Genomic DNA, 23,160 nt, shown 5'->3' on the forward strand with positions numbered 1-23,160 from the left:
ATTCAGCACGAAATGGGGGAAGCTGACGTGGAATGGACGTCATTATATACGAAGCAAAAACAATTGGATGCCTATATTGAATCACAGCACGATTTGTCGGACAAGGACTTGTTTCGGGAAAAATACTTAGCCTTGCTTGTGGAGCTCGGTGAGTTGGCGAATGAGACAAGGTGTTTTAAATTTTGGAGTGTGAAACCACGGAGTAAACCATCCGTTATCTTAGAGGAATACGTCGATGGAATCCATTTTATACTATCTCTGGGACTGGAAAAAGGTTACCGGTATCCAACTGACGCGGTAAACGCAATTGAAACGGATGAAACTGGGCAATTTAATCGCGTGTATGATCATTGTACGGTATTTTACCATGAACCTACAGAAGAACATTACCATCAGCTGTTTGAAAGTTATTTGCAGTTGGGCGTTTTACTCGGATTTGATGAACAAGGGGTTAAAGATGCCTATTTACAAAAGAATGAAGTCAATTACGAGCGTCAGGACCAGGGATATTAACAGAAAGATTTTGTCATTTAAGACGTTAGCGTTATAATAGAGGAATATAAAGGAGGTTCATACATATGGCAAATTTAGACGACATGAATACAATGCTGAAAGATTTGACAGATGCACGGGGAATCCCGGGTGATGAAAAAGAACCGCGGGAGGTCATGGAAAAATATATTTCGCCTTACGCTGATGACGTGTATACGGATAACCTGGGAAGTCTGATTGCGAAAAAGACCGGGGAAGAAAATGGCCCGAAAATTATGGTTGCTGGACACTTGGATGAGGTTGGCTTCATGGTTACCCGTATTGATGACAATGGCTTTGTCTACTTCCAAACGGTCGGCGGCTGGTGGAATCAGGTCATGCTGGCGCAGCGTGTCACGGTCATGACCAAGCGTGGCGATGTGACCGGGCTGATAGGTTCCAAACCACCGCATGTGTTATCAGCTGAAGAACGCAAAAAGCCTGTTGAGATTAAAAATATGTTCGTCGATATTGGCGCCTCAAGCAGGGAGGAGGCGCAGGATTTCGGTGTCCGGCCAGGGGATTCAATAGTGCCTTACTTTGAATTCACCCAAATGAAAAATGAAAAAATGCTGATGGCCAAAGCATGGGATAACCGGATCGGCTGTGCCATCGCCATCGAAGTATTGAAACAGCTGAAAGGCGAAAAGCATCCGAACACGGTGTATGGCGTCGGTACCATTCAAGAGGAAGTAGGCCTGCGCGGTGCACGCACATCAGCACATGCCATCAAGCCGGATATCGGTTTCGGCGTGGATGTTGGAATTGCCGGTGACATGCCGGGTGTTTCCGATAAAGAAGCGGACAGCAAACTTGGTAAAGGACCGCAGCTGATTATTTATGACGCGTCAATGGTCCCAAGTAAAGGTGTCCGTGATTTAGTTGTCGATACGGCAGACGAGCAAAACATTCCATATCAATTTGCATCCATTGCTGGTGGTGGAACGGATTCCGGTTCCATTCATCTAACGGCAGATGGTGTGCCATCGCTGTCCATCACCATTGCAACACGCTACATCCATTCTCATGCAGCAATACTGCACCGTGATGACTTTGAAAATGCCGTGAAGTTGATTGTGGCAACAATTAAAAATCTGGATGCTGATAAAGTAAAAGAAATAAAATTTGACTAATCTGCGCTAAAGTTTTAAATGAAGTGATCGGATAGCACACCGTGGGAATAATTCGGTGTGCTATTTTTTTATCGTCCAGGAAATTATAGTTTGGAAGCGCTGTGGATAACTGGCAGCCTTGTCTAATTCCGGGCGTTTCTATTCGTGCGAGCTGCAAATCCCTATGCCAAATATGTATTCATTACCTTTTCAACGTATTGCTGTGTTTCTTTAAATGGGGGAACACCCTGGTGCTTGTCCACATTGCCTGGCCCGGCATTGTATGCAGCAAGCGCCATCTCAATATTGCCATTATATTTTGTAAGCATCCGGCTTAAGTAGTTTGTCCCGCCGTCGATATTCTGCTTGGGGTCGTACGGATTGGTGACGCCAAGTCCTACTGCTGTTTTCGGCATAAGTTGCATCAATCCCTGTGCGCCTGCATAGCTTTTAGCATTCGGGTTAAAGTTTGATTCGGCTTTAATGACGGAATGAATCAACTTCGGATCAACTCCATACTTTTCAGCGGCTTGTGTTACGCTGGATGCAAACCTCTCCTCTGATACTGCATCGGTTGACAGAGGGTGGGTGATGTTGGCAGTTGGCTGGTTTGCCAGAACATACGGCCACGTGTAGTTCGTCCCCGTGTCCATCGATGGACTGACATATGATGTGCCCTGATCAGCTGGCTTTGAGTTGATCTGCTGCTGAAGCATTTGTTTGAACGGCAAATCTGTCATTGGCGCGCTCCATGAACTGTTGTCGGATGCTGATGATGTTATCGTTGCCAACGCTTGCCGCTGCAAGTATGTTTGCAAATGCTGTATATCCATAACCTTCACTCCTGACTGCTGTTACTAACAGTTTATAATGGAAATCACAAATGGGCAACACTTATTTACAATTGCACCGGACGTTCGCCATATTTCTGTAAGACGTCATAGTAAAATGGATCCTCTCCAATACAATAGATTCGGTCACATAATTGCATGATTTCGTCCATATCGTGTGAGGTGTATAAGATCATTTTCCCCCGGGATTTTGCTAAATTGGACAAATAGGCACCAATTTCTTTGCGGGATTTCAAATCAACGCCTGCTGTCGGCTCGTCCAGCAACAGCAGATTAGGCTCATGAATCAGGGTGACGGCGATGTTCAATTTGCGCTTCATGCCTCCTGATAACTTTTTGACGGATTCATTCCACTTGCTCAGTTTCATGTCATAGCATAGTTTCCTGAGCTCATCACCGTTTTTATGCTTCCAAGAAAGCTTCTCGAAAAAAATCATATTCTCTTTGACGGTGAACTCATCCCATAATGCAATATCCTGTGGCACGAAACCGATTTGTCTGCGGGTTTTTTTCAAATTCACTTGATACGACTCACCATTTAACATGACAGTGCCGGCTGTCGGGTTGGATAACGTTGCTAAAATCTGCAGCAGCGTTGATTTACCTGCTCCATTTTCCCCGACTAGTCCAATGACTTCGCCGGGTTTTACGGAAAAGGAGAGATTCTTCAAAATTTGTTTCTTGCCGTATGCTTTTGACAGTGCCTGAACTTCAAGCATGATAATGCTCCTTTCTGATCAGCCACAAAACAGCTGCCAGCACAACTGCTATCGACCATAAATTGATATAATCTCCCGAAAGAAGCGGTGCCAGCGGATTGACTGAATCAAACCATGCTAGCCGGCTGCTCGCCTCTGTTGGGAGCGCCGCACCACTAACGATCGTAACGATCAAAACGAGCGCAAATGATACGGTGTAATAGATGAAGGTGCTCCTGAATAGATGTGCAAACAAAAACGCTGCCGCACTGATAAATAGACGATAAATAACTAAATGGACAAGACTGACCCACTCTTCAAACATGACGTAAACAATACTAACAGTAATAAGGTCAGCTAAAAACAAAACAACCGTATACAACACAAAGTTATACAGCAAATAGGATGTTTTGGACCAACGGGAAAAGGCCAGACGTAACAGTGCCTTAGACCGTTTTTCTTTCACCACCCAGTCAAATAGAAGGAGTGTTGCAAGGAGACTGAACACCCCCCACAATCCCCACACAGGAAACAATCGCGGGTTATCAGTTGTCGTTGCAGATGTATCATGGAATGAGAGGTCTGTCTCCAGCAGGTTCTCGTTTTGCTGGATGGCCTTGCTTTTTGTCACGATTTCCTCAAATGCCCAATTTTCTTGGCCGTTATAGCGCTGGTCAAGCTCTTGGACTATAAACGCTGTTTTTGATCGGCCGGTTTCCTGCTGAACGTATGAGATGATCATCTCCTTGACAGGGGAATAAGCAAACGATAAATCGGATCTGTAACTGGTGATCAACCGGTTCCGGTTATCCTGTTGAACGTTTTGTGCAAAACCTTCATGGATCACGAACACACTATCGAGCTCATGTTTCTCCAAATCGTATAGCGCCTCGTCTTCAGACAATAATGTCATCCTGATAAACGGAGCCGATTTTATTTCCTGCACTAATTCTTCCGTAGCTTCTGTTTGCTCTTCCAGCACAACACCAACAGGCACTTTTGCATCATCCTGCAGTGTGCCGGCAGCCATCGTGACGCAGATCGTGGCAATGAGGGGGAACAAAAGCCAGAATAAGAGGCTGACCCACTGTTTTTTCCAACGCATCAGGCGTGTAGCTATCATTTGTTTCATTTGAGAGCACGCTCCTTCCAGATGGACGTGCCCATGAACAGTATCATAGTGGCCGCCAGCATGATGGTCATCGGTATGAAATCCGCATAGAGTCTGCCGTTTAATAGAATTTCTTGCAGCCAGTGGAACCCTTCACTTGCAAAAAAGTATGGCAGCAGATCCTGCACATATAACGGGAAGTATAACGTTGGGATAATGGCTCCGCTCGCCAGTAAAACGATCAACGTAAAGAGTGATTGCAACAATAACCGTATCTTTTGTCCCGTAAAAATTGTTTCGAGAATGGCCAGAACAGCTAGGTATGTGACGCTGTACAGTACGGTGATCAGAGCGATGCGGACATAATCTTCCCCGTATAGTGACATTTCCATTAACGAAGTGTATGTATAAAATGCGATTCCTGCAAAAATGCTGGTGAAGAGGAGTGCTGTGAATATTTTGGCCATCAATTGCTGCAGCATTGTCACCCCATATAATCGCATGCGGTTTTGCATACGGCTCTGTTTATCATTAGTAAAAAATGAATAAAACGCGAAGAGCCAAATCGTAACGATCATAAACCAGGCTGCCAGACCATAGTAGTCAACAGGTGTACTTGTCGCCCGATTATTGACTTGCTCCTCGTCCAGCAGTTTGTCTTTACCAACCGTATAAATGAGAAAGTTATTAAACTGTTGAAACAGCATGTCCTCGCGTTCCTCGTTGTCAATAGATAATTGCTTTGCATAAAAATTGACCGTTAAAATATTTGCCTGGGCGGTACGAATATGCCGTGCGATACTGTCGAGCAATTCCTTCACAAGATAGCTTTCCGTTTGCTTGTCGGGATTCCCCGTGATGTGCAGTGTCACGGAATGGCCATTGTATAAGTTTTCGGTAAAGCCTTCGGGAAAACTCACATAGGCACTCAACTGATCACCGATTTGTTTGTTTGCTTGTTCCTGTGTTAGTGCTTCCATGTTGATAAAGCTTCCTAATTGCGATGATTCCTCAATTAAGCTGATGACCATTTCGGTTTCCTGTGACTTGTCATGGTCGACCAGTCCGACCTGAATCGGTTCGTTTTCACCAGGTAGGAAGATGGAAATGACCATAACAGCGATGAGTGATATAAGTAAAACGGGAAACAGTAAAAGCAGAGGAAGCGCGGGCCACTTCCTCTGCAATTTCTTCAGGTTGCTTTGTATAAATAGAAAGCTATGTTTTATGAACATCATACAGGAACACTTCTTTCATCAAAAGCTGTTCATATTACCGCCGGGAACTCCCATCATCTCCATCAGCCATTGCTGGAATTTCGGGGCCACTTCTGTCTGGAAGTACATATCCAATTCCTGTACAGACATGTCGCCAAGGTTTTTTACATTCGAATCATCAGGCTGTTCAACCTTTTTAATGGTTTTGGCGTCATTTTTAATATGAAGGCTGAGCATATCCTGCGGCAAGTCCGGCAATTCTACGGAAAACGTATGATCTGCCGTTTTTTGATCATTTTCATACGTTGCTTCTCCGCTCCAGTTCAGACTCCCGGAACCATTTGGATCAGGACTGCTGAATGAAAACGTCCGTTCGAACTCCCTTGTGCCATCTTCAAGTGTGGATTCCCCGTTGTACGACAGTTCGTTTCCGTCACCAGCGATGGTGATGGAATCTTCAAGGTTATGGTCCTGGTTTGATAGATTGATATCCAATGTTGCCGCCGCATCATCCACAGCAAATTCATAGGCGAGATTTTGCTCAGAATCGTTCAGTAATTGATCACTGGAAATCGACAATGTGGATACGTCTCCATCTTTTGGCGCCATACCGATGGAAAAATCACGTTTAACAATCAGATTGTCCTGAACCCAAATGACGGATGTTAAACCATCTGGAATTTGGAAATCTTCCAATTCGTTCAGCGCTTCATCAATCGACTTCCGGAAATCCTCCATAGCCGTGTTTACTTCACCTTCCATTTCAGCAGGAAGTGATCCCGAGGTAAAGATTCCAAATTGACTTCTGATTTGTTGTTCAATAATCTTTTTTAACTGATCATCATCCTTAGCCTTCTCCAATACGGTTGTGATTAATTCTTTTAATTGCTCTTCTGTGAGGCTGAATGTTATTTTTTCAGTATCAATCGACTCGCCCTGAACATCAACGGTTTCACTTTCATTTTCAAAAGCATCATCAGGCAATTCGTTGTATACCATCATCAGATATTCGCTCATCAAATATTCTTTATCTTCTTCAGACAGTATACCATCCATCTGGTTGAATAGCGCTTCAAAATCGATTTCTGCACCGTCAAACGTGGGGTCGGATTCCTGAAGCAGCTTACTCAAATCAGTGTCCTGTATCTGCAGGGCTTCTTCTAGAAATGGAAGGCCAACAACGGCATTGTCGGCGTCCAGGAACATTTTGATACCCTTCATTTCGATTCCGCCGAAATCCAATTGCAGATCGGTTGCCAGCTGATTTTCCTCCTGATTCAACTGAGACGTCACGGTTAACGTCGAATTATTGATCAATTGTTCAGGGCTCATCCCCATCCCGCTTGTAGGAGGTCCGTTATATTGACCGGATAATTCCACTGTGTTTTCAACCGGATTGTCCAACCGCTTTTTTGCCCAGTCAAATTCCGGCTGATACCGTTCCTCAACTTTATCCGCCATAAATTCCACGGTGTTTTGCTCTGCTTTAAAATACTGTGCTTTTGGGGAGCCGGTAATTAGTATAAAAGCAGCAACACTTCCGCCAACAACCAAGACAGCAGCCACGATTATGGCTATGAATTTTTTGGGCATCCCTTTTTTGGTTTGATCATTCTCTTCCATTACATATAATCTCCTTTCTGAACCCTTCTAAAATATATGTATTATGAAACCCATTTCTTAATACAATAGTTCTATTATATATCATTCTTTAAAACAATGGTCAATTGTGTGGAAAAATAAAGATTAATATGCCTCATAATTGAATCAAAAGTAATAAGTCAATAGATTTATAAGATGGGTAAAAAAGGAAACTAGACGTTTGTAAATAAATGGTTTTAACAACAGCTAGGTCAAAAGATTTATTTTTAAAATAAAAAATAGGCGCGCTTTATTGGCTGCACCTATCTTTGAAAAATATCTTAGTTGCCGGTGTTGGCTTGTTTGACACCTTGTTCCAATGTTTCAACCATATCCTGTTTGTCCTGGTTGTCTGATTGTTGCCAAATGAGTTCAAAGAGAACCCCTAAACCCGGAAGCATTTTTTCCTCGCCGTCTTGAATAGCATCGGTAATGGTTGCTTCTAATTGTTCCTGATCATTTTCCGCGATATTGGATAGAATGGCTTTGCGTAAATTCAGATCCATGAAACCACCTCTTCTGTTTGTTTAACTAACGATAGTTTGACCTATACACAATAAAATATGTATGATAAACACATAAAGCAAAACTTCATTCAGTGGCGTGTTTTTTCTCCACTGAAGAAGAGGCACGAAGGTTATGTTCGCAACGTCCTGTTGCAACGCCTTTGTGAGTTGCATCCTGCAGGCTCGAGCCGAATCGGGCATTTAGGGTCAGTCAGCAGTCATAATCTGGCTGTATACTGACCATTGCAGGTACAAATGAGGAAATGGAATGAACATGATGATAACGTCAATGCAAAATGAAAAAGTCAAACAATGGGTGAAATTGCACAAGCGAAAAGGGCGCAAACAATCTGGAATGTTCCTGGTTGAAGGATTTCATTTGGTTGAAGAAGCCTATCAAAGTAACTGGGAAATAAATGAAATTATTGTGGAAGATGGACTTGATCACCCCGATTGGTGTGACCGTTTTTCCATTGTCAGTGTCAGCAGAAAAGTGTTGCAGCATGTTACGCAAACGGAGACCCCGCAAGGAATAGCCGCGGTTGTCAATGTTAGACAACTTGATGAAATCACCGGAAATTCGGTGTTGCTAATTGATGCAATCCAGGACCCGGGCAATCTGGGCACCATTATTCGAACGGCGGATGCCGCTGGTTTTGATACCGTCATGCTTGGAGATGGTACGGTAGACGTGTTCAATGAGAAAGTCATCCGAGCGACACAGGGGTCCTTGTTCCATTTGCCCATTTTACGGGCTGACTTGGTTGAGAGAATACCTAAACTGCAGACAGAAGGTTTTACCATATGGGCCTCGGCACTTACAGATGCTGTTTCAATGAAAGAAATAGAAGTACGTGAACAAAACGCTTTAATCGTCGGAAATGAAGGTACGGGAGTTCGGGAAGAGATCATCAAACTAGCGGATCAATCCATTAAAATACCGATATATGGGCAGGCGGAATCGCTGAATGTCAGTGTGGCAGCAGGCATTTTAATGTATCATATTAAGAAATAGTTGCATTTTGTTGTGCGATTTTCTATAATAGAGTCAATTATTTACTGACCTTTAGAAAAGCTTGGAAAGAGACATGCGGCAATAAACTGTACTGTGAAAAGGGAAGAGATGTCATGGACTGAAAGCATCTCCCGCCGATACATTTGCTGGCATTTCACTCTGGAGCTGGCACTTGGACCTTGACCTAAGTAAAGGTGCCCCGGATTGGTTAATCCGTTATCACGCTGAAGTTGGACACGATAACTGTGTCAACAAGGGTGGTACCGCGAAGAAAAGCCTCGTCCCTTAGTGGATGAAGGTTTTTTTTAATGTCTAAAACTAAAAAATCGTACAAGGAGGCATATTCATGAAAGAACAATTGGAAACAATTCGTCAGGAAGCGACCGCTCGAATAAAAGAAGCAGAAAACTTAAAAGAGCTTCAGGATATAAAAGTAACATATCTGGGTAAAAAAGGATCCCTTACAAGCGTCTTGCGTGGTATGGGGAAATTATCCAAAGAAGAACGGCCTGTTGTCGGTGAAATAGCGAACAAGGTACGTGAGGCGATCACGAACGAAATCGACGAAAAAACGGAAACACTCGAAAAGAAAGCATTGGAAGAAAAACTCAGGAATGAAGCGATCGACGTGACACTGCCGGGCCGCCCTGTCCAGGTTGGCGGTCCTCACTTATTAACCGGCATTATCGAGGAAATTGAAGATTTATTTATTGGAATGGGCTATGAAGTACGGGAAGGTCCGGAAGTGGAAACCGATTATTTTAATTTTGAGGCTTTGAACCTGCCTAAAGGCCATCCAGCACGTGATATGCACGACACGTTTTATATTACAAACAATTTGCTTCTGCGGACTCATACATCCCCGGTACAGGCTAGAACCATGCAGCAGTACGGTGGCATGCAGCCGGTGAAAATGATCTGCCCGGGAAAAGTCTACCGGCGTGATACCGATGACGCCACGCATTCGCATCAGTTCACACAAATTGAAGGGCTATACGTTGACGCGAATGTTCGGATGAGTGATTTAAAGGGAACATTGAACACATTTGCCAAAAGTATGTTTGGCGAGGACAGGGAAATTCGTCTGCGCCCAAGCTTTTTCCCGTTTACCGAACCATCTGTTGAAATGGATATCTCTTGTAAAGTTTGTAAAGGTGATGGCTGTTCAGTCTGCAAGCATTCCGGCTGGATTGAAATCCTTGGTGGCGGCATGGTACACCCGAATGTATTGGAAATGGCCGGTTATGACTCTGAGAAATATACCGGCTTTGCGTTTGGCATGGGACCGGAACGCATTGCCATGCTGAAATACGGCATTGACGATATCCGTCATTTTTATACCAATGACAAACGGTTCCTCACCCAGTACCATCACGCAAAAGGAGGGGCATTATAATGTTTGTATCATTGAATTGGCTGAAAAATTATGTTGATATCGATTCACTGAGCTCTGAAGAACTCGCTGAAAAAATTACGAAGACCGGTATCGAAGTGGATGGAATCGAGTATATTGCAGAAAAAAGCCGTGGAGTGGTTGTTGGGTATGTCGAAACATGTGACCAGCATCCAAACGCCGATAAATTAAACATTTGTCAGGTTGATGTCGGTGAAGAACAGTTACAGATTATCTGTGGTGCACCGAATGTCCGCCAGGGCCAGAAAGTCGTGGTGGCCAAACCTGGAGCCGTTTTACCGAAAAATTTCAAGATCAAAAAAGTCAAACTGCGCGGCGTCGAGTCCAACGGTATGATTTGCTCGCTGCAGGAACTTGGCATTGAAGAAAAATATGTCCCCAAAGATATCGCAGAAGGCATTTTTGTATTTCCAGATGATGTGACAGTGGGCGAAGATGTTGAGCCATTGCTGAACTTAAACGATGCTGTACTGGAATTTGATTTGACCCCAAACCGCTCGGATGCCTTGAGTATGCTTGGTGTTGCCTACGAGACAGCGGCCATTCTCGGTCAGGACGTGAAGCTGCCGGAAGAAACGGTACATTCAGCAGCTGAAAAAGCGGCGGATTATGTTTCAGTCAGTGTAAAAGACCCTGATTTGAATCCTTACTATGGTGCATTCATTGCCCGGGATATTACGATTAAACCAGCACCTTTATGGATGCGTAATGCACTGATTGCAGCCGGTATACGGCCGATCAATAACGTTGTGGATATTACCAATTATGTTTTGCTGGAATACGGTCAGCCGCTCCATGCGTTTGATTATGACCAGTTTGGCTCGGAACAAATCGTTACCCGGCGTGCCGGCCAACATGAAAACATGACAACACTTGATGGTGAAGAAAGAACATTATCTAATGAGAACCTAGTCATTACAAACGGTAAAGAACCAGTTGCTCTTGCCGGTGTGATGGGAGGATTGAATACAGAGGTCACCGATGATACGACAACCGTTTTACTGGAGGCTGCCTATTTCGCCCCATCCACCGTCAGAACGTCTGTTAATGATACAGGACTGCGGAGTGATTCAAGTACACGGTTTGAAAAAGGGGTCGATCCCAATCGTGTGGAAAAGGCCGGATGGCGTGCATGCCATTTACTCGAAACGTATGCTGGTGCAACCATTCTCGCTGGTCCCGTTTCATTTGACGCGCTGGACCGCAGCGAAAAAACAGTGGAAATGGAAACAGATGAGATCAATAAGCGGCTTGGCACAGCGGTTACAGCAGATGATGTTGTGTCCATCCTGAACAAACTGCAATTTTCGTTTGAACAGGACAAAGATACGTTTGTTGTTCACGTTCCGACCCGTCGTGGCGATATTGCGATTTTCGAGGATATGCTTGAGGAAGTCGCCCGTATCTATGGCTATGACCAACTGCCATTCACCCTTCCGGAAGGTGCTTCACAAGCAGGCGGGTTAACAGGCAAACAACAGTTGAAACGCGAGGTTAAGCAATATCTGCAAAGTGCGGGATTAATGGAAACCATCACGTATTCCTTAACGGACGAGGCGATGATTGACAAGCTGATCAGTCCGGAATTAAAGGAAAAAAGACCAACCCCTGTGCAGCTTGCTATGCCAATGAGTGAAGATCATAAATATTTGCGATTAAGTATCTTGCCGGAATTACTGAAGACCCTGGCACATAATCGTGCGCGAACGCAATCAGACATTCACTATTACGAGCTTGGAAGTGTATTTGTTACGAATGGAGAACCCATAACACGCCAACCGGATGAAAAACTGCGCTTAGCCGGTGCGCTGACCGGACTGTGGATCAGCCATCCATGGCAGCAAGAGAAAAAGCCGGTCGATTTTTACCTGGTTAAAGGAATAGTTGAGGGACTGTTCGATTATTTAGATATTCCGGCAGCCTTTGAACAAGTGGAATTGCCTGATATGCATCCAGGCCGATGTGCCACCATTTCAATCAACGATCGTACTGTCGGATTTTTAGGGCAGCTGCACCCGGCATTTGAAAAGTCAATGGACCTTAAGGAAACGTATGTGTTTGATATGAATTTGGAGGCTGTTTTGGACGACTACACCAATACCACTGGTTACCGGCCGATTCCTAAATATCCGTCAATTGCCAGGGACATTGCCTTCATTGTTGATGAAGACATTAAAGCAGGAGCCATTCAAGAAGCGATTGCGGAGGCCGGGGACCCACTGGTTAAAAATGTGCAGATTTTCGATGTTTATAAAGGGGAACATTTACCTGAAGGCAAAAAATCAATAGCGTATAGCCTGTTTTATCAGGACCCTGACAAAACATTGAAAGACGATGAAGTCGAACAGTCGTATCAGCAAATTGTCAGCACGATAAATGAGAAATTTAATGCATACGTCAGGTCATAAGAACAAAAGCGGAAGCGCCCGTTTAGCGACGTACAAACTGCGCCTGTGCATCACAGGTGGGTCGGCGTTGCCGCGCATCGCGACGGGGTTAGTCGATCCTCCCCACTAGCCGCAATGAGATAAAGGAAACATGCCCCTGCATCAGGGGTATGCCGACGTTGGCCGGCAAGGCCGTTCTTAGTCGGCCTTCCTTTATCAAGCGAACCGATGTTGACTTATCGTAGTGGAGGAGTGTGAAGTTTGGGACTGCGCCGAGGGCTCGTCCCATCTAGATCTCTGCTACAGCTTTAGCGCTGGAGCTGGACGTGGCTGATAAGCCTGTCAGTTATCCATAGCACTTTCAATCTATAATTTCCTGGACTTTAAAAAGGAGCAAGCACCCTGATGGGGTGTTTGCTCCTTTCTTACAGTCGGCCCAGTGCTTTTTTTGTATTGGCAAAATGTGTTTTAGCGAAGGCATTCAGTTTCTCTTGGCCTTTTGATTTGATGAGGCGGGCAGCCGCTTGGTCGACTCTTCCCGAAGCGCCTTTAGGTATTGTAAATCCTGCCTTTTCGGATAATTGGTCCATCTCTTTCAAAAAGCTTGTCCTGGCAATGATGGAAGCTGCAGCGACTGCAATGGAATACGTTTCTGCTTTTGTCATGAAATAGGTCGCCTCAGGCAGCTTCTCCCGTTCGGAGGCAATATGGTGCTTGTAGATGGCCGGTTCACAAAATTGGTCAATCAAAATGCCTTCTGCTTGAGCTGGATCAATTTTATTCAGAACGTTGGTTATCACATGGTGATGGAGCATCGCTTTCATCTTTCCCTGTGACCAGCCCTGCTTTTGCAGATGATTGTATTTCTCGTTTCGTAAAACCAAAAGTGAATAAGGCATCTCAAGCTTCAGAATGTCGCCTGCGATTTGACGGATGGTGGGGTCAGAAAGGTTTTTGGAATCCTTGACACCCAATTCCTTCAGTAGTGCGATTTGGTCTTTTTTGATAAAGACAGCCGCGGTGGTAATGGGACCAAAGTAATCACCTGTACCTGCTTCATCCGAACCAATATGACTCCCGGTCAAAAGTGTTTCCGGCGTTGTAAATGCCGTTGATGGTCGGTTTTTCTTCGGCTTAGCCGGGTTTTCCTGATTGCCAACAGCCCATTTTTCTGCCTCAGCTTTTGGATCTTTCCCCTGGAATAATACTTTTCCGGATTTATAGGCCGTGATTACCGCATGCTGCGTTTTGGCGCGGAATACAGCACCCTGTGGGGCCGTTTCCAGCATGCTGGTATAATACGTCTGCATCGTGTCAATGGTTGCCTGTGACAATTTATGTACTTGTTGTGGCATACAGGACTCCTCCATGGTGAATCAACTAGGTGAACTATAGCAAATCCGGGATAAAAATGACAATGAAAAGTTTTGCATTTCCCGAATGGCGGTGTTTGTGTTACGATATAATGGACTATTTTTTCAACGTTATAGTGCGTGTTCAAAAAGGAGGATAAAAAGGATCGAGCAGTTTGAGGCGGCGCAGCTTTGAGCAGCGGAATGTATGCATTTAGATACATGAGCATAAGTAATGCTTCACTGAATCCGCATCGAACGCAGGAAAAGTGGTTTTCTTTTCCAAGGAGCGGAAAAGCAAGCCAACGAAGAAATGTGACGTGTCATTTTTACCGGACTTTTTGAACAACCTCTTATAGACTACTGATTTATCAACTATTCAAATTGGAGGAAACAGAAACTTCCAACCATTACAGGAGGTTGTGGCTTGTGGCCCAGGATGATAAAACACGAGTAACTGTTGAGATATATAATAAAAATTATACAATTGTCGGAAGTGAAGAGTCGAGTCATGTCAATCTGGTAGCCAGTCTTGTTGATCAGAAGATGCGCGAGATTCACGGCGCAAACCAGCAGCTGACGCCTGCGGAATTGGCGGTGTTGACTGCTGTCAATACTATGAATGATTACATGAAATTAAAAGAGGCATATGCAGCAATGGTCGGATCACAACATAAGAAAGAGGATAAGTAGCAGATGGTGAATTTCATTTTAATCATATTATTGATTTTTGGTTTTTTTATCGGTTTAAAACGTGGGTTCATTTTACAGGCATTTCATTTGATTGGGTTTATTGCAGCTTTCATCCTTGCTGCTTTATATTATGATGACCTGGCACCACAGCTATCGTTATGGATACCATACCCCGAATTGGATGATCATAGCGCATGGGCGGATTTTCTCGAGGCTATCCCCCTCGAAGGTGCTTTTTACAGTGCGATAGCGTTTGCCATTATCTTTTTTGCCGTCAAAATCATTCTGCATATTATTGCTTCTATGCTTGATTTTGTAGCGGAATTGCCGATTTTGCACACACTCAATAAAATACTCGGAGCGGTTTTGGGGTTTGCTGAAGTATATTTGCTACTATTTATTGTATTATATATCCTGGCTTTGACACCATTAGCCGGAATTCAATCGTGGATCAACGATTCGTCAATCGCATTGTTTATTATTGAGGATACTCCAGTGTTATCGGAACAGCTCAAAACACTATGGTCGACGGGTATGGACGAATTAATGAAGAGCAATTGACGCTTAGACTGATTCAGGCGGTGGGGCACTGAAGTTGTCGTGTGCAGCCTGATAGTGGATCGGTCTTTTTTCGTGTTTAAGTGCATTGATCTTTATAACATGGAAACGGGTGATGGATTATGGCCGTGAACAAAAAAGATGTTATCAAATTATTGGAGAAAATAGCCATTTATTTAGAGCTTAAAGGTGAAAATCCGTTCAAAACGTCAGCTTATCGTAAAGCTGCTCAGGCGCTTGAACGGGATGACCGTTCGCTTGCAGATATTAATGATTTCACGAAAATCAAAGGAATCGGTAAAGGAACGGCGGCCGTCATGTCGGACTATATTCAAACCGAGGGTTCAGAAACACTGAACCAGCTGGAGAACGAGATTCCCAAAGGATTGATTCCACTTTTGGATCTGCCTGGTCTTGGCGGCAAAAAGCTGGCAAAACTTTATCAGGAACTTCATATCACGGATGCGGAGTCGCTTAAACAGAAATGTGAAAGTGGTGAAGTCGAACAGCTTGAAGGGTTCGGGAAAAAGTCTGCTGAGAAAATTCTGGCCGCACTGGAAGAAGCAAACAGACGCCCTGAGCGGTTGCCGATTGCAACGATGCTCCCGATTGCCGAGGCGATTGAAAGCTATCTGGAGACAATTCCAGAAATTCAGGATTATTCGCGGGCCGGGAGTCTGAGGAGAATGCGGGAAACCGTTAAGGACATTGACTTTATTATTGCATCCAATAACCCTTCAACTGTCCGTGACCGGCTGCTTGAGCTCGACAGGATAAAAGAAGTGATTGCACAGGGGGACACAAAAGTGTCAATCACCCTTGAGGACGTTTACGATATTAACGTCGATTTCCGCATTGTTGAACAGGTGGAATTCGCGTCAACATTGCATCACTTTACCGGGTCAAAGGATCATAATGTCACCATGAGACAGCTTGCCAAATCAAAAGGTGAGAAGATTAATGAGTATGGTGTGGAAGTTGATGAAACAGGTGAAACGCTGACTTTTAAAAGTGAAAAGAAATTTTTCGATCACTTTGGTCTGCATTACATCCCCCCTGAGGTGCGAGAGAATACTGGTGAGGTGGAGGCGTATCGCGACCCTGTTTCCTTAATTAAGTTAGAAGATATTCGCGGTGACTTGCATATGCATACGACTTGGAGTGACGGTGCCCAATCACTTGAAGAGATGGTAAACCAAGCACGTGCGAAACAATATGATTATATAACGATTACCGATCACTCCAGGTTTTTGCGTGTTGCGAATGGGTTAAATGAAACGCGTCTGCTCCAACAGCGTGAGACCATTGCCGAATTGAACGAAAAATACGATGACATTCATATTTTTGCTGGTGTTGAAATGGATATCCTGCCTGATGGGACATTGGATTTCAGCGATGAATTTTTAGTTGAGATGGATTTTGTGATTGGGGCTATCCATTCAAGTTTCAACCAATCACAGGACAAGATAATGGGGCGACTGGATGCTGCACTGGAAAATCCATATGTGTCATTAATCGCCCATCCAACCGGTAGACTGATTGGTCGTCGAAAAGGGTACGATGTCGATGTTGAACGGTTGATCGAACGTGCCAGGGAGACGGACACTGCGCTGGAGATCAATGCCAACCCCAACCGATTGGACCTTTCCAGTGAATGGGTGCGGATTGCGCAGGAGGCCGATGTGAAGATCGCGATTAATACAGATGCGCATGATTACTATATGCTTGGTCATATGACATATGGTGTAGGTACTGCCCGCAGAGGCTGGATTAAAAAGGATACCGTTATAAACACATGGTCCAAACAGCAATTAATGGCTTTTATGAATCGTACGAAGTGAAAAGCTTGCTCATATAATCATGTCTGGAATGAACTGAAGGGAAAATCCTGATGAACGAACGCATATTTCAAACACTTGAATTTAACAAGATCATCGAACAATTGAATAGCCAGGCAGCTACGTCGACTGGGAAAGAGCTTGCCGTGCAGCTGAAGCCTTCAGTGGATATAGCCGAAGTGAGAGAATTGCAGGCGGAAACAGATGAAGCAAGCCGGATTTTACGCTTGAATCTGGCTGTTCCCCTAGGCGGCATTGCGGATATTCGTGCCAGTATTAAGCGGAGCGTCATTGGCGGTGTTCTAACTACCGCCGAATGTCTTGATGTTGCCAATACCATTTATGGTGGACGCCAGGTTAAGAATTTTTTGGAAAAAATGGAAGAAGAGCTTCCGATTTTAAAGGAACTTGCTGGTAGAATTGAGACATTGCGCAGACTTGAAACAGAAATCAATAGTTGTATAGATGACAGAGGAGCCATGATGGACAGTGCTTCGGCTAAGCTGCGGAGTATCCGCTCGTCGATTCGAACTTATGAAAGCAGGGTACGCGATAAACTGGACAATTATACGAAATCCCAGAGCAAGATGTTGTCCGATGCCATTATCACGATTCGCAATGATCGCTATGTCCTGCCGGTGAAACAAGAGTATCGCGGGGCTGTAGGCGGTATCGTTCATGACCAATCGGCCTCTGGTGCCACACTGTTTATGGAGCCAAAAGCCATTGTTGATTTGAATAACGAGCTACAGGAATCGAAAGTGAAAGAGAAACAGGAGATAGAGCGAATCCTTCGCGATTTGAGCGGCAAAATTGCTGAAGACGAAGCAGTTCTGTCTGAAAATGTGTCTATTTTGGCTAGGATTGATTTCATTGTGGCAAGGGCAAAGCTGGGAAGACAGATGAAGGCTGCCATGCCGGCCATTAATGATAATCGCACAATCAATGTTAAACAAGCACGTCATCCGCTGCTTCCTGAAGATGAAGTCGTCGCCAATGATGTTGCCCTCGGAGATGATTACACGTCAATCGTAATTACCGGCCCAAACACGGGTGGTAAAACGGTTGTTCTGAAAATGATCGGATTGTTTACGTTAATGGCACAGTCCGGTCTGCAGATTCCCGCTGATGATGGCTGTGAAATGGCCGTTTTTGATGATGTTTTCGCTGATATCGGTGATGAACAATCAATCGAACAAAATTTGAGCACATTCTCTTCACACATGACCAATATTGTTTCGATATTACGTGAAGCGGGTCATAAATCCCTTGTGCTGTTTGATGAGCTTGGGGCGGGGACAGATCCACAGGAAGGTGCAGCACTAGCCATGTCCATTCTGGATGACATTGTTTCTCGTGGTGCTCGTGTTGTGGCAACAACACACTATCCGGAATTGAAGGCCTATGGCTATAATCGTGACCATGTTGTCAACGCGTCAGTTGAATTTGATGTGGAAACGTTGCAGCCAACTTATAGGTTATTGATTGGTGTTCCCGGACGGAGTAACGCGTTTGACATTGCCAAACGGCTGGGGCTTGCACAAACCGTGATTGACCAGGCAAAAAGCCATGTTGGTCATTCCGAAAGTGTTGAGAACATGATTGCATCTCTTGATGAGTCGCGGCGTCAGGCTGAAGCGGATTATGAGCGAGCAAACAGTGTCCTTGAGGAAAGCAAACAATTGCGCAGTGACCTTAAAAAAGCATGGGAGCAGTTTGAACATAAACGGGAAGACCTGTATCTAAAAGCAGAGAATAAGGCGGATAAAGCATTACAAAAAGCCCGGGATAAGGCGGAAATGATTGTAGATGAAATACGCCATATGAAAACCGGCGCACAGTTAAAAGAGCATGAGTGGATTGAAGCCCGCAAAATGCTTGAAGAAGCTCAACCAGATCTATCCGCTAAAACATCGGATAAACCAAAAAAGCCATCAAATACAGAACAGGAATTAAAACCCGGAGATGCCATTAAATTAATAACAGCAAACCAGCAGGGAACCGTTCTGGAAAAAACCGGTGAAAATGACTATCTGGTTCAAGTTGGTATTATGAAGGTTAAAGTGAAGCGTAACGAGATACAGCCCGTCAAACAGAAAAGTACGGTAACCGAAAAACCACTTGCAACCGTGAAGGGCTCCAGTTACCACGTTAAAACGGAACTCGATTTGCGCGGCGAGCGTTTCGAGGATGCCATGGGAACATTGGAAAAATATCTTGATGATGCATTGCTTGCAGGCTATCCCAAAGTTTTCATCATTCATGGTAAAGGGACAGGTGCACTTCGCAACGGCGTGAAGGAGTTTGCCAAACGCCATCCCCGTATTGCCTCAGACAGGCCAGGTTCAGCAGGTGAAGGCGGAAACGGTGTAACCGTTCTTGAATTGAAGTAATGGATAAAGGGGTTGTTGAAAATGGCTGGTTTTTGGGAAAATATTTTTGTGGTTACTGCTGCACGGTACAGTGTTGTCGTTCTCTGCACCATTGTATTTCTTGCTGTGTTTGAATTTGTGACCTCATACCGTAACTGGTACGAAATCAAACAGGGCAACGTGGCAGTGGCCATGGCAACCGGCGGGAAGATATTCGGTATTGCAACAATTTTCCGGTATTCCATTGAACATAATGATACCCTTGTGGAAAGTATGGGGTGGGGCATTTTTGGATTCGTGCTGTTACTGTTTGGTTATATGATCTTTGAATTTATGACACCATCCATAAAAATTGACGAAGAAATCGGCAATGGCAATAAAGCGATTGGGCTCATATCCATGCTTATTTCCATCGGGTTGTCATTCGTCATCGGAGCGAGTATAGGGGGAGATTAAACTGTTTCTGGAAAAGTTGGCTAAAGCGATGTTCATCGTTGGTGCTGTTTTTTTAATTGTGGGGGTCATTTATTTCCTTTAGGAGGTTGCACTTTCAAAAAAAGTTTTGGAAATAAGTGACTTTAAGTTTCAAAAAATACGTATTTATCGGTATAATGAAATTACCCATCAATAAAGGAGGAGAATTCAATGGCAGAACAGAGGGTTTGGCATGCTCATTATCCGAATGATATTCCGACAACGATTGCGTATGATGAGAAGCCGCTTGATTCGTTTTTGGCAGAAACCGCTGAAGACTTCCCTGGAAAGAAAGCGCTTCATTTTATGGGGAAGGAAATGACATTTGCACAAGTTTATACCGAGGCACGTAAATTAGCAGCGTATTTTCAGTCCCAGGGTCTTGAAAAGGGCGACAGGGTAGCCATTATGCTTCCGAATTGCCCGCAGGCTGTGATCAGTTATTACGGAGCATTGCTCGCAGGCGGGGTTGTCGTTCAAACGAATCCGCTCTACAAGGAAAGGGAATTGGAATATCAACTCAACGATTCTGGTGCAACGTTCATCATTTGTTTGGACGTCTTGCTGCCGCGTGTTACAAATGTCCGCGGTAATACAACACTTAAACATACAATTGTAACCGGTATCAAAGATTATTTACCGTTTCCTAAAAATCGTGTATATCCATTTATCCAAAAAAGGGAATACAATATGGTTGTGAAAGTAGAATCGTCAAAGGATACACACGTCTGGCAAACGATTTTGGAAGAAGGACATGAACAATACAGCCCGGTCGATGTGGATCCGAAAGACGATTTGGCATTACTGCAATACACGGGCGGAACAACAGGGAACCCAAAAGGTGTTATGCTGACACACTACAACCTGGTAGCTAATGTGCAAATGTGCCGGAACTGGTTATACAATGCCAAACGCGGTGAAGAAACCGTTATGGGCGTTCTCCCGTTTTTCCATGTATATGGCATGACGACGGTTATGAATATGTCGATCATGTACGGCTTTAAAATGATCCTGATGCCCAAATTCGATGCTGAGGATGTGCTTAAGACCATCCAGAAGCAAAAGCCGACCATGTTTCCTGGTGCCCCAACGATTTATGTCGGGCTGCTCAACCATCCAAAACTGAAAAAATATGACTTGTCGTCTATTAATGCCTGTATCAGCGGCTCTGCCCCATTGCCTGCGGAAGTACAGGAACAGTTTGAAAAGGTAACAAATGGGCGGCTTGTTGAAGGCTACGGGTTAACGGAATCCTCACCGGTGACACATGCCAATTTCATAAGCGGAAGCTATGTGAACGGCAGTATTGGTGTACCCTGGCCTGATACAGATACCAAGGTCATGCTGGAGACCGGTGAAGAGGCGCGCGTCGGAGAAGTTGGTGAAATCACTGTCAGTGGTCCGCAGATCATGAAAGGCTATTGGAATAACCAGGATGAAACGGAGCAGGTATTAAAAGATGGTTGGCTTCGGACCGGTGATATGGGTTATATGGATGAGAATGGCTATTTTTATATCGCTGACCGGAAAAAGGATATCATCATTGCCGGGGGCTATAATATTTATCCGCGGGAAGTGGAAGAGATATTGTATGAGCATGAGGCAATTCAGGAGGCTGTTGTAGCTGGGATTCCGGATCCATACCGTGGTGAAACAGTTAAAGCATATGTCGTACTGAAATCCGGTCATAAGATTGGTGAAAAAGAATTAAACGCCTATTGCCGGAACAATCTCGCAGCCTTTAAGGTACCGAGAATTTACGAATTCCGTGATGAACTGCCTAAGACAGCAGTCGGGAAAATATTGCGGCGTCAGCTTGTCGATGAAGAAAAGAAGGCAGACAAGGAGACGATTTGACATGACTTCGCTCTCTCTTTTTTTAAAAGATATTCGAACAAGCCAGCTATTGACATCCTGGAACGGATTTTATAGAATAAGATATGAATGATTATTCATTCATTTTATACGCAATGTATGTGTTAAGGAGATCATCATGCGAAACAAGAAACCAAAATACAACCAAATTATTGAGGCGGCCGTGGCAGTCATCGCAGAGAACGGCTACCATGCTTCACAAGTATCCAAAATTGCTAAAAAAGCAGGCGTGGCGGATGGTACGATTTACCTTTACTTTAAAAATAAAGAGGATATTCTGATTTCTGTTTTTGAAGAAAAAATGGGGCAGTTTATCGAAAAGATTGTACGTGGTACCAGCCAATTGGATAGTGCGGATGATAAGTTGTTCACGCTGATTGAAATGCATTTCCGCCAGCTTTCGGAAGATCATCATCTGGCTATTGTGACACAGCTGGAATTAAGGCAGTCCAATACAAAGATCAGACTGAAAATTAATCAGGTTCTAAGACCCTATCTTATTGTCATTGATGATATAATCAAAGAGGGGGCCAGGGAAAAGGTATTCCGGGATAATCTGAATATTCAGCTGGTAAGACAGATGATTTTTGGAACGCTGGATGAAGTCGTGACGAACTGGGTGATGAAAGAACAGAAATATGATCTTGTGCAGCAGGCCTGGGAAGTCCACGCATTTATCACACACGGTCTTTCCGCAAACAAATAAAAGAGGGGGGATTTGATTTGACGACACTGGCTTATGAAGTGACTGGTCATGTAGGTGTACTGACCATACAAAGCCCGCCGGCCAACGCATTGTCTACGAATCTATTAATTGATTTGGGTAACAGGCTTGACGAAATTGAAACCGATAACAATGTGAAGGCTATTGTTTTAAAAGGGAATGGTAAGTTCTTTTCTGCAGGTGCTGATATCAAAGAATTTACCGCTCTACAAAAGGCTTCCGACTATGAATCTCTGTCTGAAAAAGGACAGCAGCTATTTAGTCGAATCGAGCACTATCCGGTTCCGGTCATTGCTGCTGTTCATGGTGCTGCTTTAGGAGGCGGTCTTGAGCTTGCCATGGCTTGCCATATCCGGATTACAGCTAAAAATGCTAAACTTGGTCTGCCCGAACTGACATTAGGCATTATCCCGGGTTTTGCGGGAACACAGCGCTTACCGCATTATGTTGGGACGGCAAAAGCATACGAAATGATTCTGACCGGTCAACCGATCACAGGAAAAGAGGCCGAAGCGGCAGGGCTGGCAAATCAGGCCGTTCAGGATGAAAATGTATTTGACAGAGCATTTGAATTGGCCCGGGCAATTGCTGCTAAAAGCAAACTGTCAATTGACGCTGTTATGGAATTGATTCCTTATGCAAAAACCGAACAATTTGCTAAGGGGGTTCAAGAGGAAGCTAAAGCGTTTGGAAGTATTTTCGGTTCAGAGGATGCCACAGAAGGTATTCAGGCGTTTATGGAGAAGCGCAAGCCAAACTTCCGGGATCAATAGAATGATGGGATATACAAG

At 44.3% G+C, this 23,160-nt stretch carries 20 protein-coding genes; 13 read left to right on the top strand and 7 right to left on the bottom strand.

Annotated elements, in window-relative coordinates:
- Positions 1 to 27: 27 nt before the first annotated feature.
- Both E4U82_RS03715 and E4U82_RS03720 read left to right on the top strand, forming a co-directional pair.
- Positions 28 to 513 carry a dUTP diphosphatase gene (locus tag E4U82_RS03715; protein ID WP_135108704.1) on the top strand — a complete coding sequence of 162 codons (486 nt, stop codon included), beginning with the start codon at positions 28 to 30 and terminating at the stop codon, positions 511 to 513.
- A gap of 65 nt (positions 514 to 578) precedes the next feature.
- A complete protein-coding gene (locus tag E4U82_RS03720; protein ID WP_135108705.1) occupies positions 579 to 1,664 on the top strand; it encodes a M42 family metallopeptidase in 1,086 nt (361 codons plus the stop codon).
- A 161-nt stretch (positions 1,665 to 1,825) separates the two neighbouring features.
- Here the strand turns inward: E4U82_RS03720 and E4U82_RS03725 are convergent, their stop codons facing one another.
- The 6 genes from E4U82_RS03725 to sspI form a co-directional block, all read right to left on the bottom strand.
- Positions 1,826 to 2,476 (bottom strand): lytic transglycosylase domain-containing protein, encoded by a 651-nt coding sequence (locus E4U82_RS03725; protein ID WP_135108706.1) that lies wholly within the window; start codon positions 2,474 to 2,476, stop codon positions 1,826 to 1,828.
- A gap of 65 nt (positions 2,477 to 2,541) precedes the next feature.
- Positions 2,542 to 3,213: an ABC transporter ATP-binding protein gene (locus tag E4U82_RS03730; protein ID WP_135108707.1), complete on the bottom strand. Its 672-nt coding sequence runs from the start codon at positions 3,211 to 3,213 to the stop codon at positions 2,542 to 2,544.
- Positions 3,206 to 4,324, bottom strand: a complete 1,119-nt coding sequence (locus tag E4U82_RS03735) for an ABC transporter permease (protein ID WP_135108708.1) — start codon at positions 4,322 to 4,324, stop codon at positions 3,206 to 3,208. Before E4U82_RS03735 ends, E4U82_RS03730 begins: the two co-directional genes overlap by 8 nt.
- Positions 4,321 to 5,541, bottom strand: coding sequence for an ABC transporter permease (locus tag E4U82_RS03740; RefSeq protein ID WP_135108709.1), 1,221 nt, complete (start codon positions 5,539 to 5,541; stop codon positions 4,321 to 4,323). The genes E4U82_RS03735 and E4U82_RS03740 overlap by 4 nt, the downstream gene beginning before the upstream one ends.
- A gap of 18 nt (positions 5,542 to 5,559) precedes the next feature.
- Positions 5,560 to 7,143, bottom strand: coding sequence for a flagellar basal body-associated FliL family protein (locus E4U82_RS03745; RefSeq protein ID WP_135108710.1), 1,584 nt, complete (start codon positions 7,141 to 7,143; stop codon positions 5,560 to 5,562).
- Positions 7,144 to 7,442: 299 nt separating this feature from the next.
- Positions 7,443 to 7,667, bottom strand: a complete 225-nt coding sequence (gene sspI / locus E4U82_RS03750; protein ID WP_135108711.1) for a small acid-soluble spore protein SspI — start codon at positions 7,665 to 7,667, stop codon at positions 7,443 to 7,445.
- Positions 7,668 to 7,935: 268 nt separating this feature from the next.
- On the opposite strand from sspI, the gene E4U82_RS03755 reads away from it, so the two are divergent.
- The 3 genes from E4U82_RS03755 (at position 7,936) to pheT (ending at position 12,504) form a co-directional block, all read left to right on the top strand.
- The gene (locus tag E4U82_RS03755) at positions 7,936 to 8,682 is read left to right on the top strand and encodes a TrmH family RNA methyltransferase (protein ID WP_342447716.1); all 747 of its coding nucleotides are present in this window, start codon (positions 7,936 to 7,938) and stop codon (positions 8,680 to 8,682) included.
- Between the two features lie 346 nt (positions 8,683 to 9,028).
- Positions 9,029 to 10,078 carry a phenylalanine--tRNA ligase subunit alpha gene (gene pheS / locus E4U82_RS03760; protein ID WP_135108712.1) on the top strand — a complete coding sequence of 350 codons (1,050 nt, stop codon included), beginning with the start codon at positions 9,029 to 9,031 and terminating at the stop codon, positions 10,076 to 10,078.
- Positions 10,078 to 12,504 (top strand): phenylalanine--tRNA ligase subunit beta, encoded by a 2,427-nt coding sequence (pheT, locus tag E4U82_RS03765; protein WP_135108713.1) that lies wholly within the window; start codon positions 10,078 to 10,080, stop codon positions 12,502 to 12,504. Before pheS ends, pheT begins: the two co-directional genes overlap by 1 nt.
- 404 nt (positions 12,505 to 12,908) lie before the next feature.
- Here the strand turns inward: pheT and rnhC are convergent, their stop codons facing one another.
- Positions 12,909 to 13,838: a ribonuclease HIII gene (gene rnhC, locus E4U82_RS03770; protein ID WP_135108714.1), complete on the bottom strand. Its 930-nt coding sequence runs from the start codon at positions 13,836 to 13,838 to the stop codon at positions 12,909 to 12,911.
- Between the two features lie 426 nt (positions 13,839 to 14,264).
- Here rnhC and zapA point away from each other — a divergent pair, with 426 nt between their 5' ends.
- From zapA to E4U82_RS03810, 8 genes are all read left to right on the top strand, one after another.
- Entirely contained in the window at positions 14,265 to 14,528 is a 264-nt protein-coding gene (gene zapA, locus E4U82_RS03775; RefSeq protein ID WP_135108715.1) for a cell division protein ZapA, read from the top strand.
- Positions 14,529 to 14,531: 3 nt separating this feature from the next.
- A complete protein-coding gene (locus tag E4U82_RS03780; protein ID WP_135108716.1) occupies positions 14,532 to 15,089 on the top strand; it encodes a CvpA family protein in 558 nt (185 codons plus the stop codon).
- A gap of 119 nt (positions 15,090 to 15,208) precedes the next feature.
- Entirely contained in the window at positions 15,209 to 16,927 is a 1,719-nt protein-coding gene (polX, locus tag E4U82_RS03785; protein ID WP_135108717.1) for a DNA polymerase/3'-5' exonuclease PolX, read from the top strand.
- A 50-nt stretch (positions 16,928 to 16,977) separates the two neighbouring features.
- A complete protein-coding gene (locus tag E4U82_RS03790) occupies positions 16,978 to 19,317 on the top strand; it encodes an endonuclease MutS2 (protein WP_135108718.1) in 2,340 nt (779 codons plus the stop codon).
- Positions 19,318 to 19,338: 21 nt separating this feature from the next.
- Positions 19,339 to 19,752: a DUF350 domain-containing protein gene (locus E4U82_RS03795; RefSeq protein ID WP_135108719.1), complete on the top strand. Its 414-nt coding sequence runs from the start codon at positions 19,339 to 19,341 to the stop codon at positions 19,750 to 19,752.
- Positions 19,753 to 19,941: 189 nt separating this feature from the next.
- On the top strand, positions 19,942 to 21,627 hold the full coding sequence (locus tag E4U82_RS03800) for a long-chain-fatty-acid--CoA ligase (RefSeq protein ID WP_135108720.1): 1,686 nt from the start codon (positions 19,942 to 19,944) through the stop codon (positions 21,625 to 21,627).
- A gap of 136 nt (positions 21,628 to 21,763) precedes the next feature.
- Positions 21,764 to 22,351 carry a fatty acid metabolism transcriptional regulator FadR gene (locus E4U82_RS03805; RefSeq protein WP_135108721.1) on the top strand — a complete coding sequence of 196 codons (588 nt, stop codon included), beginning with the start codon at positions 21,764 to 21,766 and terminating at the stop codon, positions 22,349 to 22,351.
- Between the two features lie 17 nt (positions 22,352 to 22,368).
- Positions 22,369 to 23,142 carry an enoyl-CoA hydratase gene (locus tag E4U82_RS03810; RefSeq protein WP_135108722.1) on the top strand — a complete coding sequence of 258 codons (774 nt, stop codon included), beginning with the start codon at positions 22,369 to 22,371 and terminating at the stop codon, positions 23,140 to 23,142.
- The last annotated feature ends 18 nt before the right edge of the window (positions 23,143 to 23,160 follow it).

This window comes from Lentibacillus salicampi, from assembly GCF_004565465.1.
Taxonomy (GTDB): Bacteria; Bacillota; Bacilli; order Bacillales; family Amphibacillaceae; genus Lentibacillus; species Lentibacillus salicampi.

What these genes read in the sequence shown, in the direction of transcription:
- E4U82_RS03725 (WP_135108706.1), bottom strand. Translation starts at nt 2,476, where the DNA reads ATGGATATACAGCATTTGCAAACATACTTGCAGCGGCAAGCGTTGGCA.
- sspI (WP_135108711.1), bottom strand. Translation starts at nt 7,667, where the DNA reads ATGGATCTGAATTTACGCAAAGCCATTCTATCCAATATCGCGGAAAAT.
- polX (WP_135108717.1), top strand. Translation starts at nt 15,209, where the DNA reads ATGGCCGTGAACAAAAAAGATGTTATCAAATTATTGGAGAAAATAGCC.
- E4U82_RS03790 (WP_135108718.1), top strand. Translation starts at nt 16,978, where the DNA reads ATGAACGAACGCATATTTCAAACACTTGAATTTAACAAGATCATCGAA.
- E4U82_RS03755 (WP_342447716.1), top strand. Translation starts at nt 7,936, where the DNA reads ATGAACATGATGATAACGTCAATGCAAAATGAAAAAGTCAAACAATGG.
- E4U82_RS03780 (WP_135108716.1), top strand. Translation starts at nt 14,532, where the DNA reads ATGGTGAATTTCATTTTAATCATATTATTGATTTTTGGTTTTTTTATC.
- rnhC (WP_135108714.1), bottom strand. Translation starts at nt 13,838, where the DNA reads ATGCCACAACAAGTACATAAATTGTCACAGGCAACCATTGACACGATG.
- E4U82_RS03735 (WP_135108708.1), bottom strand. Translation starts at nt 4,324, where the DNA reads ATGAAACAAATGATAGCTACACGCCTGATGCGTTGGAAAAAACAGTGG.
- E4U82_RS03795 (WP_135108719.1), top strand. Translation starts at nt 19,339, where the DNA reads ATGGCTGGTTTTTGGGAAAATATTTTTGTGGTTACTGCTGCACGGTAC.
- E4U82_RS03800 (WP_135108720.1), top strand. Translation starts at nt 19,942, where the DNA reads ATGGCAGAACAGAGGGTTTGGCATGCTCATTATCCGAATGATATTCCG.
- E4U82_RS03805 (WP_135108721.1), top strand. Translation starts at nt 21,764, where the DNA reads ATGCGAAACAAGAAACCAAAATACAACCAAATTATTGAGGCGGCCGTG.
- pheS (WP_135108712.1), top strand. Translation starts at nt 9,029, where the DNA reads ATGAAAGAACAATTGGAAACAATTCGTCAGGAAGCGACCGCTCGAATA.
- E4U82_RS03740 (WP_135108709.1), bottom strand. Translation starts at nt 5,541, where the DNA reads ATGATGTTCATAAAACATAGCTTTCTATTTATACAAAGCAACCTGAAG.
- E4U82_RS03730 (WP_135108707.1), bottom strand. Translation starts at nt 3,213, where the DNA reads ATGCTTGAAGTTCAGGCACTGTCAAAAGCATACGGCAAGAAACAAATT.
- E4U82_RS03720 (WP_135108705.1), top strand. Translation starts at nt 579, where the DNA reads ATGGCAAATTTAGACGACATGAATACAATGCTGAAAGATTTGACAGAT.
- E4U82_RS03745 (WP_135108710.1), bottom strand. Translation starts at nt 7,143, where the DNA reads ATGGAAGAGAATGATCAAACCAAAAAAGGGATGCCCAAAAAATTCATA.
- pheT (WP_135108713.1), top strand. Translation starts at nt 10,078, where the DNA reads ATGTTTGTATCATTGAATTGGCTGAAAAATTATGTTGATATCGATTCA.